Origin of the sequence: Pseudomonas sp. FP1762 (assembly GCF_030687105.1) — a bacterium.
Lineage (GTDB): Bacteria > Pseudomonadota > Gammaproteobacteria > Pseudomonadales > Pseudomonadaceae > Aquipseudomonas > Aquipseudomonas siliginis.
On record NZ_CP117458.1, the window covers coordinates 332534 to 346720 of the forward strand.

A 14187-nucleotide genomic window follows, 5' to 3' on the forward strand; every position below is an offset into this window, starting at 1 on the left:
GCTTAATCGTGCGTCTGTCCGCTGTACTCGGTCGCCCGCATGGACGCGCGCTGGCAGAACGTCTGATACCACTCGCTCAGGCGTGCTTGCGCCGAGAAGTCCGAGAGTTGACGGAAAGCGATCCAGTCCAGCGCGGTCGCCAAGGCGATGTGGCCAACGGTGATCGGGCCATTGAGGTCGACGTGCTCTTCGATGAAGCGATACGCCTCCTTGAGTTTGTAGGCCTGGCCGTCCGCGTACGCCGGATAGCGCAAAGCCTCGGGGCGCCGCTCGACTTCCCAGCGCAGCTTGATGCCGACGTCGCACATGCCCTGCGCCAATGCCTGCAGGCGCAGCGCCTTGTAGCGCTCGGGGCCGCTGGCCGGGATGAATTTACGGCCGTTGCTCAGGTCATCGAGGTATTCGCAAATCACGATGGAATCGAACAGTGCGGTGTCGTCGGGCAGCATCAGCACCGGCACTTTACCCAAGGGGTTGGCCTGGTAAATGGTCGTGTTCGGTGAAGTCGGGCTGGTCTCGTGATGTATCACCTCAAGGCTCGATGCGATGCCAAGTTCGTGAGCCAGCACCAACACCTTGCGGGCGTACGGCGAATGCGTCTGATAGTAGAGTTTCATGCGCGAGTTCCTGTCTCAAGGATGGCGGTGGCGACTCGATGGGCGTCCATGAACAGCCGCGAGGGTGCGCCCGCCGAGGTGACGTAGTGGTTGTAATAGCAAGAGCCTTCGGCGAGCGGTCCCAGCACCCAGATGTCACGCACCGCTTCGCCGCTGTTCGACTTGGGGTTGGACGCCGCGTCGACATCGATGCCGTCGATGCCCGGCACATCGGTGCGTGGACGCACAAGGCCCAGGCGCGCGAGGTCGCGCACAGGTGCGCAGTCGCTGTGGCTGACGCCGCTGCTCTGGACGTAACCGGCGACTCGCTTGAAGTGTTCGATAGCCGGGCGTGAGCCGGGCTTGAGGAAGGTCAGCAGGCCGGCATCACACAGCGCGAGCAGATCGGCGTGGCGCTCCTTCTGCGGGCCGGCGACCAGACGATTGATCGCCTTGTGCCAGCGGCCATAGAACTGCCGATGCGAATCTTCGGTGAGCCCGTCGAAATCCACCGCTTCACGCAGCCGGTCACGCAAGTCGCGCCAGACTTCGATGGCGGCTTTGATCGGCGACGCGCCGCGTCCCAGGCGTGCTTCATGCAAGTCGGCTTCTAGGGTGTCGTAAATCCATGCGTGATAGTTGTAAGGCGTGACGCTGTCGGGCAGTTTGTGGCTGATCAGCTCCAGCGGACTGATTGCGCCGGCAATCGCTTCGAACTCGCGCAGCAAGGCTTCACAAGCGGCCACACCGGCAGGGCCGGCAACGCTGACGGTTCTGAGCTGCTCAAGCAGCTGTTGTGGCGCTGAGGGTTTATGCAGAACGGCGACCGCAGCGGCACGCATCTCCAGCAGCATCAGCGGCAGAATGTCCCGTTCGAAATCCAGCCGACGGTTATGCGCGTTGCCCCGCAACGATTCGATGCGCTCGCTCGTGAGCAGCACGGCGCTATGGCGGGGGCAGCCGATCAAGCCATTGGGACGCGTGCGAAACGGCAGCCCGTCCCGCGACTGAATGAAGATCACTGGCTCCTGACCCGACGGCTGGTAAGTGTGACTGCCATCCGCCATGGGTTTGTAGATCCCGCCTCTGCCAGCCGTCAGCGCCGCGAGGGTGTCCATGGCGCCCAGGCCCAACCCTTCGATCAACACCGTTTCGCCGGGCTCGACGGTGGTGAGGCTGCCCGGCAGCGGGTAAACGTTGTCGACCCGGTTCTGCCCCGCCAGGCGCAGGCGTCCGGTGTGGCCAACCGTCAGCACCAGACGATCCACCGTCACCGCAGCGCCGTCGGCGGTTAGCAGAAGGTATTGCTGGTTCTCGTTGCGCTCGACCGCCGTGACCTGATGCCGATGCAGATTGACCGTTACCCAGGCGGGTGCGGTCGCGAGGATCCGCGTGAAGGCGTCGGCCAGATAAGCGCCGAGCAGGTGCCGAGGCAGAAAATCCTCCGGCTCGACGTCGCGACCGTCGGCGGCGAGCAGGCCGCTGTCGGGGTCAACCTTGACGCGCTGTGCTCGGCACCACGCGAGAAAGTCCGGCCCTGGCCGTTCCCGGGCGTCGGTCAGATCACCGAACGCTGCTGCGTCGGGAAATACCCCGAGCTGACCGGCGACGGTGTTGAGCAACAGGTAGTCCGGTTGATCGGGCCAGTGCGCGCCGCTGCCGAGCACGTTGGGCTCGAAGATGTCGATGAACACCGGTTGTTCCGGGCGTTCCTCGGCGCGGCTCAACAGGCGCTCGAATACCGACAATCCGCGCGAACCGCAGCCGACCAGGCCGATGTGCACAGGCGCCTTCACCATCTGCGCTCCTCGCCAAAAAATGACGGGATGGCAATTGCCGTACCGGCCGCCACCGCAATGTCGTGGATCATCCGGCCAATCGCGAGATCGAGAATGCCCATGCCGAATGGCGAATAGATCAGCGGTTTGTCCTGGGCGACATGCAGGTCTCCGCGAATCAGCTGCGCCACTGTGCCGGTGACAAAGTCGCGATGGCCGTATTGCTGCTCGGCCAGATGCGGTGAGGTATTGGCCTTCAGGCAATGGGTGATGTCGTCGAAGTAGTTGTAACTTTCCGCGATGATTTCAGCGCCGATATCCCGCAGCGAGATGTTCAGAACAATCTGCCCCGGGCGGAACGTGCCCTGGCCTTTTACGTACGGCTCGCCCGCGCTGGTGGCGAACACCACGATGTCGGCAGTCAGTGCTTCTTCGAGCGACAGCAGGCGTACATCCGGCAGGCCCAGTTGTTCACCAAATTCCGCGAGGGCTTGCGCCGATTCCCCGTTGAGATCGTGAATGCCCACGCTGTCGAAGGACCAGTCGTCGGCGACGAAAGTCCCGAGGGTATTTCTTGAGATTACCCCGCCACCAATGATCGAAAGTGTCGCCGCGTGGCGGTTCTGGCCATTCAGCCACCAGGCACCCAAGACTGCCGAGGCTGCCGTGCGCACGGCACTGATCAGTGCACCTTCGAGCAGCGCGTAGGGGTAACCGGTCTCGGGATCGTTGAGAATCAGCACGGCAGATGCGCGCGGAATGCCTGACTTGATGTTGTCGGGATAACTGGCAATCCACTTGATCCCGGAGACGGATTGATCGCCCTCGCTGTCGACGATGGCCGCCGGCAGCGCAATGATCCGGTTCGCCGGTTGCGCAGGGAAACGCAAAAAGTAACTGTCGGGGTTAACGGTTTCGCCACGCTCGTGGGTCAGGTAGGTCTGCGCCACCATGTCGATGGTTGCATGCCGCAGCCCGTTGAGGATGTCTTTGACGACAGCGCCGGGGATGACGTGGAACGGCTGGATCGGATTCTGTGTGGTCATGAGGATTACGCCGAGAGTGCCAGAGCGATTTCAGGGAAAAGGGGCTGCAGTGCGGTTGCGCCGATCCGCTGGGTGACCCAGTCGTCGGAGTAGATGGTTTCGAGATAGCGCTCACCCATGTCGGGGGAGATCGCCACCACGACATCGTCGGGCCGGATATGCGGCGCCCACTGGCGGATGCCGGCGAGCACAGTCCCGGTGGAGCCGCCGAAGAGCAGGCCGTAGCGTTGCGCCAGCCAACGGCAGACCTTGATCGTCTGTTCCTCGGGAATCGACAGGAAGTCGTGAATGCCCGACGACTCGAATATCTCCGGCAGGCGGCTGGTGCCGAGCCCCGGAATATGGCGCGTGCCGCCCGGCAGGCCGAACGTCACCGAGCCGACGGTATCGACGGCAATGACTTTGGTCTGCGGATGATGTTCGGCGAAGTAGTTCTTGCAGCCCATTAGCGTGCCAGTGGTTCCCGCGCCGACGAACAGGTAATCCACGTGCGCAAATTTGCGCGCGATGGACCTGGCAGTCGCTTGATAGTGGGCGAGGGGGTTGGTCGGATTCTTGTACTGGTTGAGCCAGATGTAGTCGGCGTTGTCAGCGACCAGTTGTTCGATCAGGCGAATCCGCGAATTCAGGTAACCGCCGTTCTCGTCACGCTGATCGACCATGAGCATTTGCGCGCCAAGGGCTTGAATCAGCTTGCGGTTCGGCGCGGAAATATTCGGGTCGATTACGCAAACGAACTGGTAACCCTTGGCCGCGCAGACCATGGCCAGCGCAACGCCCAGATTCCCCGATGAGGATTCGATAAGGCGCGTCTTGTGGTTGATCAGTCCGCGGACTTCAAGATCAGTGATCAGCGCGTGCGCGGTCTTCAGCTTGATGGAGCCGGCGGGATTCAGTCCTTCGATTTTCAGCTGGATCGTTGCGCTGCAAAGATCGCCGATCTGCACATAACTGTCTTCATTGATGAGTTGCTTGATCATACGTCGTCCGTTTCGCTCTTTTGCCGGGCGCACGGGGGCGCCAGCATTCATCCTGGAATGTTTGAAAAGCAGTAACTGCAGTTCGCCTGTGGGTTGGGTTTCAGATTTTTTTGCTGGACAGGAAGTGACCTTGCGGGCGACGCCGATCGATTCAAAAAATCAGGGTTTTGCGCTCTGAGGGCTACAGGAGTCCAAAGTGTTGCGGGGCGCAAAGTAGAGCCAGTCATTGGCTCGCCAAGGCTTGCTTGAAGTATTGGCGAAACGCCATTCGCGCGGAGAGATACAGATTTCCGGTTTTTTCCAGTACAGCTGGAATCCGGGTGTATCGAAGGACGAAGAGAGGAGGGGGATCAAATCGCAGGCATAAAAAAACCCTGAATCTTGCGATTCAGGGTTTTCGGTATTTGGTGCCCAGAGACGGAATCGAACCGCCGACACGGGGATTTTCAATCCCCTGCTCTACCGACTGAGCTATCTGGGCAACGGGGCGCATTAAAAGGGTTTTTCGGATTTACGTCAACGACTTTTTGAAGATTTCTTAAATTAATTCCGTCGCTTACGAAATCTGCGGGTTATTCGGCTGGCGGCACGTAGCCTTCGGCCTTGGCGTATTCCTCGCCGGAGAAGTACTTGTCCATTTCGCCCTGCAGGTATTTGCGATCGTCGGCGTTCATCATGTTCAGGCGCTTTTCGTTGATCAGCAGGGTCTGGTGTTTCTGCCAGTCGGCCCAGGCCTTGGCCGAGACGTGGTCAAAAATATCCTGGCCCTTGGCGCCCGGGAAAGGGGCGCGCTCCAGCGCGGGCAGTTCTTCTTTGTACTTGCGGCACATTACGGTGCGGGTCATGGCGACTCTCCTGCATTCAATACGGCGGCCGCGCGTTCGAGCAAGGTCTTGACCGGGGCAGCAAGGCCCAGGCGCGGCGGGGTGGCGAGGTTATACCAGAGCCAGTCGGCCTCGGCCACGTGATGGCTGGCTTCCTGCACCCGAACCAGCCACGGTTCGATGGACAACTGGAAGTGGCTGAAGGTGTGAATCAGGCTCGGCAGCGCCTGCTGCTGGCCCATGGTCAGCGAGTGCTGATCGGCCAGATGCTGCAGATCTTCCAGATCATCCAGTTCCGGCAGGCTCCACAAACCGCCCCACAGTCCCGTCGACGGGCGGCGGTAAAGCAGAATCGCGCCTTCGCCGTTGGCGAGCATCGGCATCAGCGTGCGTTTCTGCGGGATGGCCTTGCGTGGCTTGGGAATCGGATAACGTGTTTCCAGGCCAAGCATGTGCGCTTCACAGCCACGCTTGAGCGGGCACAGCAGGCAGCTCGGCTTGCTGCGCGTGCAGAGTGTGGCGCCAAGATCCATCATCGCCTGGGTGTAAGCGTTGACCCGATCGTGCGGGGTGAAGCGCTCGGCGTTGGCCCACAGCTGTTTGGCGACTTTCGGTTCGCCGGGGTAGCCCTCTTGCGCGGTGAAGCGCGCCAGTACGCGTTTGACGTTGCCGTCGAGGATTGGCGCGCGCAGGCCCATGCTGATGCTGGCGATCGCCCCCGCGGTGGACAGGCCGATGCCCGGCAGCTCGGTGAGTTTTCCCACGTCACGCGGGAATTCGCCAGCGTACTGGCTGACGACGATCTTCGCGGTCTTCTGCAGATTGCGTGCGCGAGTGTAGTAACCCAACCCGGTCCACAGGTGCAGCACCTCGTCTTCCGGCGCTGCGGCCAGCGCTTCGACTGTTGGCAGCGCCGCCATGAAGCGTTCGAAGTAATTGAGCACGGTGCTGACCTGGGTCTGCTGCAACATGATCTCGGACACCCAGACCCGGTACGGATTGATGTCCTGCTGCCACGGCAAATCGTGGCGGCCATGGCGGTCGAACCATCCCAGCACCGCCGTGGAAAACTGCTCCGCTGTCATCGCTTGAACAGCCCCTTCAATGCGTTTTTCAGTTCCGGACTGACTTTGTCGCCCAATTTCTCGTCGATCTTTTCGCTGAGTTTGTTGCCGGCCATTTTGCTGGCGACCTGACCAAGGCGGTCATTGTCGACGCGACAGGCCTTGGCCCCCAGTTCCAGCGGGCCACGGCAGCGCAGCGGCCACTCGATGCCGACGAACTTCTCGCCGACCTGACAGGCCGGGTCGGGCATGGCGCTGGTATCGCCCTCGACAATGATGCCGACGCGGTAATCCATGCCGAGCACGCGCAGGTCGATGTCGCCGTCACCGTTGACGGTCATGCCGGGGATGCGCACTTTCAGGTCGGGGTTGCTGGCGACGCCGTTGCGCACGGTCAGGTTGCCCTTGAGCTCCTCGAACGGCGTGTCCTTGCCCCGAGGCTCGCCGCTAAGGGTCTTGCGGTTGAGGGTGGCGATGCCTTTGCACAATTGCTGTTCGAGATTGGCGTTGAGCAGCACGCCGTTGTTGATGACGAAACTGGCGTTGCCGTTGAGCGTGTCGATCAGCGCTTGTTGGCTGTTGCCGCTGCCGGTGAGGCTGCTGGTCAGGGTTACCAGACCTTTAACCGGCGGAGTCTTGCCCTGGCTTTCGATGATTTTTTCCACCGGGACGCGATTGAGCCGGGTGTGCAGGTTGAGCACCGGCGCGCTTGGGCGCACGTCGAGTGTGCCGTTGGCGACGAAGCCGCCGTTGTACAGATCACCGCTCAGGTTAGTCAGTGTCAGCAGGCCGCCCTGACCGGTGGCTTTGAGCGCGGCGTTCTGGATTGGCAGTTTGTCGAGGGTCAGTTGGCCGAAAGTCAGGTCGGCGTCCACGTCCAGTTTGGCCAGGCGCTCGACCGGCAGCAGGCGCTCGGTGCTCCAGGCGGTTTTGCTCGGTTTGTCCGGCAGCGGCGTGGTGCCTGCGACGGCGCCGGCCTCGGTGCTGGCGACTTCGGCCTGACGGGTTTGCGTGGCGCTGTTGGCCTGAGCCGATTTCGGTGGCAGGTAGCGGTCGACGTTGAACGTGTCGGCCTTGAGAATCGCGCGCAGCGACTGTTTGGCGAAGTCCTCGACGGCGATGCGGCCACTGAAGCTGCTGTCATCGAGTTTCAGGTTGATGTTGTCGAACGACAGGCTGGTCGGGGTGGCCGCAACGCGGCTGACCAGTTCGACCTTGCTCAGGCTGCCTTCGCCCATCGCCGGCAGTGTCTGGCCGATACTGTCGACGAATTTCGCCAAATCGAACTGGGCGATGGAAATGCCGCCGCTGATCTGTGGCGTCTTGTCGAGGTCGTTGGCTTTCAACTCGCCCAGGGCGCGCAACTGGTTGGCGGAAATTTTGATGCCGGTCCATTCGGCGACGTTCGCTGCTTTATCCAGCAATAACTGCCCTTGAGCGGAGAAGGTCATGGTTTTGCCTTGCAGCGGATCGCCAGCGAGTTCGCCGGTCAGCTTCAAGTCTTCGAACTTGTAGCGTTGCAGGGCGCGCTCGAAGCGCAGCTCGCCGTTGAGCTCGGTGCGCACGCGCAGCACCGGTTGGTTGGTGCCGAGGAACGCGGTGGCTTTTACCGGGATATTGGTCGAGTCGTGCACCGGGCCGGTGCTCAACTGAATGCTTTCGGCACTGAACTGCTTGCCGGTCAGCTCATCGGTGTATTCAACGCGGGCGTTGTTGACGGTCAGGCTGTCGATGTCGAGGCGGATCGGTTGCGCCGGTTTTTCTACGGCGACGGTCGGCTCGCTGGCGGTCGCGCCCGGTGTGGCGGGTGGAGTCGAACCAGGCGCCACAGGCACCTTGCCGATGTCTTCCCAGTTGCCGTGGCCGTTCTTGTCGCGGTTCAGGCGCAGGTTGAGGCCTTCGACGCGTACGTCACTCATCTGCACTTCGCGGCGCAACAACGGCAGCACGCGCACGGACAGGCCGAGCATCTGCAAGTCGGCAAACGGTTCGGCAGGCTTGGCCAGGGTGGCGACGCTGGCTTCGTGCAATTCCAGGCCGAGCCACGGGAACAGGCTCCAGCCGATATCGCCATTGAGCGTCAGCTCGATGTGGGCCTTGTCGCGGGCTATCTGGCGGATCTCGTCTTTGTAGTCGTTGGGATCGAAGAGGTGGGTCAGGGCAAAACCTGCCGCCACAATGATCAGCAACAGCCCGAGAAGTACCAGACCCAGGATTTTGCCGAACGCTTTCATGGGCGAGTCCTTGTAGTTAGTCGAATTCGTCATTTGGCCGGGGAGTATAGCGCTGCAAACACCCGGTTCGGTGTGGCGTCATCTGCCGAGGGTCGGCGGCGGCACCTGCAACTTCGCCACCGGTGCCTGCGCTTGAGGATGCCCGGCGGGCGCCAGAGGGCGCAATCCGGCCCCCGCTTGCGACGCCATTTTCTGCGCTTGGTTCACCAGTCGTTCAGCCCCGCCAAGGCGGCGGGTAACTTTTCGCACGCATAAATGGGACAAGTAGCAAATGCACATATCGGTGTCAGGCACCTAAACAACATCCGGCATGGTAACCCCATTGAAATGCCGTCTGTAGGAGCTGCGGAACGCTGCGATCTTTTGATTTTGGCATTTTCAAAAAGATCAAAAGATCGCAGCGTTCCGCAGCTCCTACAGGGGGCGAACACAGGTGACAGAAAAAAGGTGATATCAGTTTGGTTTTTCTGTCACCTGAGAATGGTAACCTTCGCCAGTTCGTCCGCCCGTCTGCGACTTAACGTCGCGCCTTCAAGGAGCTTCACCTAAAAAAACGGTCATGCCTGCGTGCATAAGGCCGAGGGTGAGCAGTGGCTGGCGAACCATACTAACAATTGGGGGATACACAATGAGCACGAGCATCACGGCGGACGGCCTCAAAGCCGACCAGCCTGCGTTCCTGTCCAAGGAACGCATCATCGCCAAGCCCGGTTTCAACCGCTGGCTGGTTCCACCGGCCGCTTTGGCCATTCACCTGTGCATCGGCATGGCCTACGGCTTCTCGGTGTTCTGGTTGCCGCTGTCCAAGGCACTGGGCGTTACCGCGCCGGTGGCTTGCGCGCCGGACATGAGCTTCATCGCACAGGTATTTTCGTCGAACTGCGACTGGCCGATCTCCATGCTCGGTTGGATCTACACGCTGTTCTTCATCTTCCTCGGCTGCTCGGCAGCGATCTGGGGTGGCTGGCTGGAACACGCCGGGCCTCGTAAAGCGGGCGTGGTCTCGGCCTTGTGCTGGTGCGGCGGTCTGCTGATTTCCGCGCTGGGTATCTATACCCACCAGATCTGGCTGATGTGGATCGGCTCCGGCGTGATCGGCGGTATCGGTCTGGGCCTGGGCTATATCTCGCCGGTGTCGACCCTGATCAAGTGGTTCCCGGACAAGCGCGGCATGGCGACCGGCATGGCGATCATGGGCTTCGGTGGCGGCGCAATGGTCGGTGCACCATTGGCGACTGCGCTGATGAGCCACTTCGCTTCGCCAGAAGGCGTGGGCGTATGGCAGAGCTTCGTAGCCATGGCGGCCATTTACTTCGTGTTCATGATCGGTGGCGCACTGTCCTACCGCGTGCCGCCAACCGGCTGGAAACCTGAAGGCTGGACCGCTCCGGCGAAGAAAGCTTCCAACGCGATGATCACCAACCGTCACGTTCACGTGAATGTAGCCTGGAAAACTCCGCAATTCCGTCTGGTCTGGCTGGTGCTGTGCCTGAACGTGTCGGCGGGTATCGGCATCCTCGGCATGGCTTCGCCACTGTTGCAGGAAGTGTTCGGCGGCAAACTGCTGGGCGTCGATGTGCCGTTCGGTCAGCTCGACGCTGGCCAACTGGCCTCGATCGCGGCGATCGCAGCGGGCTTCACCGGTCTGCTTAGCCTGTTCAACATCGGTGGCCGGTTCTTCTGGGCCTCGTTCTCCGACTACCTGGGCCGCAAGAACACCTACTTCGTGTTCTTCGCGCTGGGTTTTGCCCTGTACGCGCTGATTCCGAACATGGGCCATCTGGGCAACGTTGCGCTGTTCGTGGCGGCGTTCTGCATCATCCTGTCGATGTACGGCGGTGGTTTTGCCACCGTTCCGGCGTATCTGGCCGACCTGTTCGGTACACAGATGGTCGGTGCGATCCACGGTCGTCTGCTGACTGCCTGGGCCGCTGCCGGGGTGCTCGGTCCGGTGCTGGTGAACTACCTGCGTGAATATCAGTTGAGTATCGGCGTGGAACGCGCTGCCGCTTACGACATCACCCTGTACATCCTCGCCGGCCTGCTGGTGCTGGGCTTCCTGTGCAATCTGATGGTCCGTCCGGTGGCCGACAAGTACTTCATGACCGACGCCGAACTGGCCGCCGAACAGGCGCTGGGCCACGACAAGGGTGCCGATGCCAGCACCGTTCTGGAGTGGAAAGCGGCGCCGGGCACCAAGCCTCTGGCGATCGCGGCATGGCTGGTGGTGGGTATTCCGTTGGCGTGGGGTGTGTGGGTGACCCTGCAGAAGACGGCGGTACTGTTTCACTAAGGTGTTAGCTGAATAAACACCGAACCTGTGGGAGTGAGCCTGCTCGCGAAGACGGAGCACCAGTCGACATCAATGTTGGCTGGCGTACCGCATTCGCGAGCAGGCTCGCTCCCACATTTGTTTTTGCGCTGCCTGTAATGGCTTGTATGGACATGTCTACCCGCGACAGCCGGGCGTTCTATCCGTCAGCCATCTCACCTCTCGTGTTTCTGTTTGCTTCCTGCGTGCCTATAATGGCTGCCTTTTTCGCCCAATGATTTTGCGGAGCTGGTGATGGCCGAACGTAAGGCGTCTGTCGAGCGCGACACTCTGGAAACCCAGATCAAAGCCTCGATCAACCTTGATGGCACCGGAAAGGCCCGATTCGATATCGGTGTACCTTTTCTTGAGCACATGCTGGATCAGATCGCCCGTCACGGGTTGATCGACCTGGATATCGAATGCAAGGGCGATCTGCATATCGACGACCACCATACGGTGGAAGACGTCGGTATCACCCTCGGCCAGGCGTTTGCCAAAGCCATCGGCGACAAGAAAGGCATCCGTCGCTACGGCCATGCCTACGTGCCGCTCGATGAAGCGCTGTCGCGCGTGGTGATCGATTTCTCCGGTCGCCCGGGCCTGCAGATGCACGTGCCGTACACCCGCGCTACCGTCGGCGGTTTCGACGTTGACCTGTTCCAGGAGTTTTTCCAGGGCTTCGTCAACCACGCGCTGGTCAGCGTGCACATCGACAACCTGCGCGGCACCAACACTCACCATCAGATCGAAACCGTGTTCAAGGCTTTCGGCCGCGCGCTGCGCATGGCCGTCGAGCTGGACGAGCGCATGGCCGGGCAAATGCCGTCGACCAAAGGCGTTCTGTAATGCAGACGGTTGCAGTTATCGACTACGGCATGGGCAATCTGCACTCGGTGGCCAAGGCTCTTGAGCACGTCGGCGCCGGCAAGGTGCTGATCACCAGCGACGCGAACGTGATTCGTGAAGCCGACCGCGTGGTATTTCCGGGCGTTGGCGCGATTCGCGATTGCATGGCGGAGATCCGTCGCCTCGGCTTCGATTCGCTGGTCCGTGAGGTCAGCCAGGATCGACCGTTCCTCGGCATCTGTGTCGGCATGCAAGCCCTGCTCGATACCAGCGAAGAGAACGCCGGCGTCGACTGCATCGGCCTGTTTCCGGGCGCGGTGAAATTCTTCGGCAAGGATCTGCACGAAGATGGCGAGCACCTGAAGGTCCCGCACATGGGCTGGAACGAGGTGAAGCAGAACATCAGTCACCCGCTGTGGCATGACATCCCGGATCTGGCGCGTTTCTACTTCGTGCACAGCTACTACATCGCCGCCGCCAATGCGCGGCAGGTGGTAGGCAGCGGTCATTACGGTGTCGATTTCGCCGCAGCGCTGGCCGATGGCTCGCGTTTCGCCGTGCAGTTCCACCCGGAGAAAAGCCATACCCACGGCCTGCAACTGCTGCAGAACTTCGCTGCGTGGGACGGTCGCTGGTAAATGGCTGTCAAGAAATCCAAGCCGCCGATTCTGACCCTCACTCCCGAGCAGGAGAGCGAGGCCAATCGCAAGATTCAGCGGTTCATGGAAGACCGTTTCGAACTGGATCTGGGTTCGTTCGAGGCGGCGGAAATTCTTGAGCTGTTTACCCGCGAGATTGCTCCGCACTATTACAACAGGGCGATTTTCGATGTGCAGACCCACCTCAAGGAACGGTTTGAAAGCATCGAAAGCGACCTGTGGGCGCTCGAGAAAAACTGATTCCCGAGCCAAGCTGAACATTCCAATTTTAAGGTTTGCCAGATGCTGATTATTCCCGCTATCGATCTCAAAGACGGTGCCTGCGTACGTCTGCGCCAGGGCCGCATGGAAGATTCCACGGTGTTCTCCGATGACCCGGTGAGCATGGCTGCCAAGTGGGTGGAGGGCGGTTGCCGCCGTCTGCATCTGGTCGACCTGAACGGCGCGTTCGAAGGCCAGCCGGTCAACGGCGAAGTGGTTACCGCAATCGCCAAGCGTTACCCGACCCTGCCGATCCAGATCGGTGGTGGCATCCGTTCGCTGGAAACCATCGAGCATTACGTCAAGGCGGGCGTGAGCTACGTGATCATCGGCACCAAAGCCGTTAAGGATCCGGCGTTCGTTGCTGAAGCCTGCCGTGCGTTCCCAGGCAAGATCATCGTGGGTCTGGATGCCAAAGACGGTTTCGTCGCCACCGACGGCTGGGCGGAAATCAGCACCGTGCAGGTCATTGACCTGGCCAAGCAGTTCGAGGCTGACGGCGTATCCTCGATCGTTTATACCGACATCGCCAAAGACGGCATGATGCAGGGCTGCAACGTACCGTTCACCGCTGCGCTGGCCGCTGCCACCAGGATTCCGGTGATCGCTTCCGGCGGCATCCATAACCTGGGTGACATCAAGTCGCTGCTCGACGCCAAGGCACCGGGCATCATCGGCGCGATTACCGGCCGGGCGATCTATGAGGGCACTCTCGATGTCGCCGAAGCGCAAGCTTTCTGCGATTCGTACCAAGGCTGAGGACTGACCATGGCGCTGGCCAAACGCATCATCCCTTGCCTGGACGTGGACAACGGCCGGGTCGTCAAAGGCGTGAAGTTCGAGAATATCCGCGACGCCGGTGACCCGGTGGAAATTGCTCGTCGCTACGACGAGCAGGGCGCCGACGAGATTACCTTTCTCGACATCACCGCCAGCGTCGATGGCCGTGACACCACGCTGCATACCGTCGAGCGCATGGCCAGCCAGGTATTCATCCCGCTGACCGTCGGCGGTGGCGTGCGTACCGTGCAAGACATCCGCAATCTGCTCAATGCCGGCGCGGACAAGGTGTCGATCAACACCGCCGCCGTGTTCAACCCCGAGTTCGTCGGTGAGGCCGCGCAGCATTTCGGCTCGCAGTGCATCGTCGTTGCCATCGACGCCAAGAAAGTTTCCGGTCCCGGCGAAACCCCGCGCTGGGAAATCTTCACTCACGGCGGGCGCAAGCCGACCGGTCTCGACGCAGTCGAGTGGGCGAAGAAAATGGAAGGCCTCGGTGCCGGCGAGATCCTCCTGACCAGCATGGATCAGGACGGCATGAAAAACGGTTTCGACCTCGGCGTGACCCGCGCCATCAGCGACGCGCTGGGCATTCCGGTGATCGCCTCCGGCGGCGTCGGCAATTTGCAGCATCTGGCCGACGGCGTTCTCGAAGGCCATGCCAGTGCGGTGCTGGCGGCGAGTATTTTCCACTTCGGCGAATACACCGTGCAGGAAGCCAAGGCCTACATGTCGCATCGCGGCATCGTCATGCGCTAAAGCGTACAGGCCAGTGGACAGCATGGCGCGCCCAAGGCACTCTTGG

Annotated in this window: 13 protein-coding genes, 1 tRNA gene and 1 pseudogene; 6 read left to right on the plus strand and 9 right to left on the minus strand. The window is 61.1% G+C overall.

Going from position 1 to position 14187, the window contains the following annotated elements; all coding sequences use genetic code 11:
- Nucleotides 1-2: 2 nt before the first annotated feature.
- The 9 genes and pseudogenes from PSH90_RS01470 to PSH90_RS01510 form a co-directional block, all read right to left on the minus strand.
- A complete protein-coding gene (locus PSH90_RS01470; RefSeq protein ID WP_305382001.1) occupies nucleotides 3-617 on the minus strand; it encodes a glutathione S-transferase family protein in 615 nt (204 codons plus the stop codon).
- Complete coding sequence (locus tag PSH90_RS01475; RefSeq protein ID WP_305382002.1) at nucleotides 614-2395, minus strand: FAD/NAD(P)-binding protein; 1782 nt, start codon at nucleotides 2393-2395, stop codon at nucleotides 614-616. Before PSH90_RS01475 ends, PSH90_RS01470 begins: the two co-directional genes overlap by 4 nt.
- A complete protein-coding gene (gene sbnB / locus PSH90_RS01480) occupies nucleotides 2389-3420 on the minus strand; it encodes a 2,3-diaminopropionate biosynthesis protein SbnB (protein WP_305382003.1) in 1032 nt (343 codons plus the stop codon). The genes PSH90_RS01475 and sbnB overlap by 7 nt, the downstream gene beginning before the upstream one ends.
- 5 nt (nucleotides 3421-3425) lie before the next feature.
- Nucleotides 3426-4400, minus strand: a complete 975-nt coding sequence (gene sbnA / locus PSH90_RS01485) for a 2,3-diaminopropionate biosynthesis protein SbnA (protein WP_136492423.1) — start codon at nucleotides 4398-4400, stop codon at nucleotides 3426-3428.
- A 405-nt stretch (nucleotides 4401-4805) separates the two neighbouring features.
- Nucleotides 4806-4881, minus strand: a tRNA-Phe gene (locus PSH90_RS01490).
- Between the two features lie 91 nt (nucleotides 4882-4972).
- Nucleotides 4973-5245 (minus strand): oxidative damage protection protein, encoded by a 273-nt coding sequence (locus PSH90_RS01495; protein WP_041477523.1) that lies wholly within the window; start codon nucleotides 5243-5245, stop codon nucleotides 4973-4975.
- A complete protein-coding gene (mutY, locus tag PSH90_RS01500) occupies nucleotides 5242-6309 on the minus strand; it encodes an A/G-specific adenine glycosylase (protein WP_305382004.1) in 1068 nt (355 codons plus the stop codon). Before mutY ends, PSH90_RS01495 begins: the two co-directional genes overlap by 4 nt.
- On the minus strand, nucleotides 6306-8522 hold the full coding sequence (locus PSH90_RS01505) for an AsmA family protein (RefSeq protein ID WP_305382006.1): 2217 nt from the start codon (nucleotides 8520-8522) through the stop codon (nucleotides 6306-6308). Before PSH90_RS01505 ends, mutY begins: the two co-directional genes overlap by 4 nt.
- Before the next feature lie 78 nt (nucleotides 8523-8600).
- Nucleotides 8601-8795 (minus strand): annotated as a pseudogene (locus tag PSH90_RS01510) (acetyl-CoA sensor PanZ family protein); the annotation flags it as partial.
- Nucleotides 8796-9150: 355 nt separating this feature from the next.
- On the opposite strand from PSH90_RS01510, the gene PSH90_RS01515 reads away from it, so the two are divergent.
- The 6 genes from PSH90_RS01515 (at nucleotide 9151) to hisF (ending at nucleotide 14141) form a co-directional block, all read left to right on the plus strand.
- A complete protein-coding gene (locus PSH90_RS01515) occupies nucleotides 9151-10815 on the plus strand; it encodes an OFA family MFS transporter (protein WP_016772126.1) in 1665 nt (554 codons plus the stop codon).
- A 273-nt stretch (nucleotides 10816-11088) separates the two neighbouring features.
- The gene (gene hisB, locus PSH90_RS01520; protein ID WP_016772125.1) at nucleotides 11089-11682 is read left to right on the plus strand and encodes an imidazoleglycerol-phosphate dehydratase HisB; all 594 of its coding nucleotides are present in this window, start codon (nucleotides 11089-11091) and stop codon (nucleotides 11680-11682) included.
- A complete protein-coding gene (gene hisH, locus PSH90_RS01525) occupies nucleotides 11682-12320 on the plus strand; it encodes an imidazole glycerol phosphate synthase subunit HisH (RefSeq protein WP_016772124.1) in 639 nt (212 codons plus the stop codon). The genes hisB and hisH overlap by 1 nt, the downstream gene beginning before the upstream one ends.
- Entirely contained in the window at nucleotides 12321-12581 is a 261-nt protein-coding gene (locus tag PSH90_RS01530) for a DUF2164 domain-containing protein (RefSeq protein WP_011332018.1), read from the plus strand.
- 42 nt (nucleotides 12582-12623) lie between these two features.
- Nucleotides 12624-13361: a 1-(5-phosphoribosyl)-5-[(5-phosphoribosylamino)methylideneamino]imidazole-4-carboxamide isomerase gene (gene hisA / locus PSH90_RS01535; RefSeq protein ID WP_056787231.1), complete on the plus strand. Its 738-nt coding sequence runs from the start codon at nucleotides 12624-12626 to the stop codon at nucleotides 13359-13361.
- Nucleotides 13362-13370: 9 nt separating this feature from the next.
- The gene (gene hisF / locus PSH90_RS01540; protein ID WP_305382008.1) at nucleotides 13371-14141 is read left to right on the plus strand and encodes an imidazole glycerol phosphate synthase subunit HisF; all 771 of its coding nucleotides are present in this window, start codon (nucleotides 13371-13373) and stop codon (nucleotides 14139-14141) included.
- The last annotated feature ends 46 nt before the right edge of the window (nucleotides 14142-14187 follow it).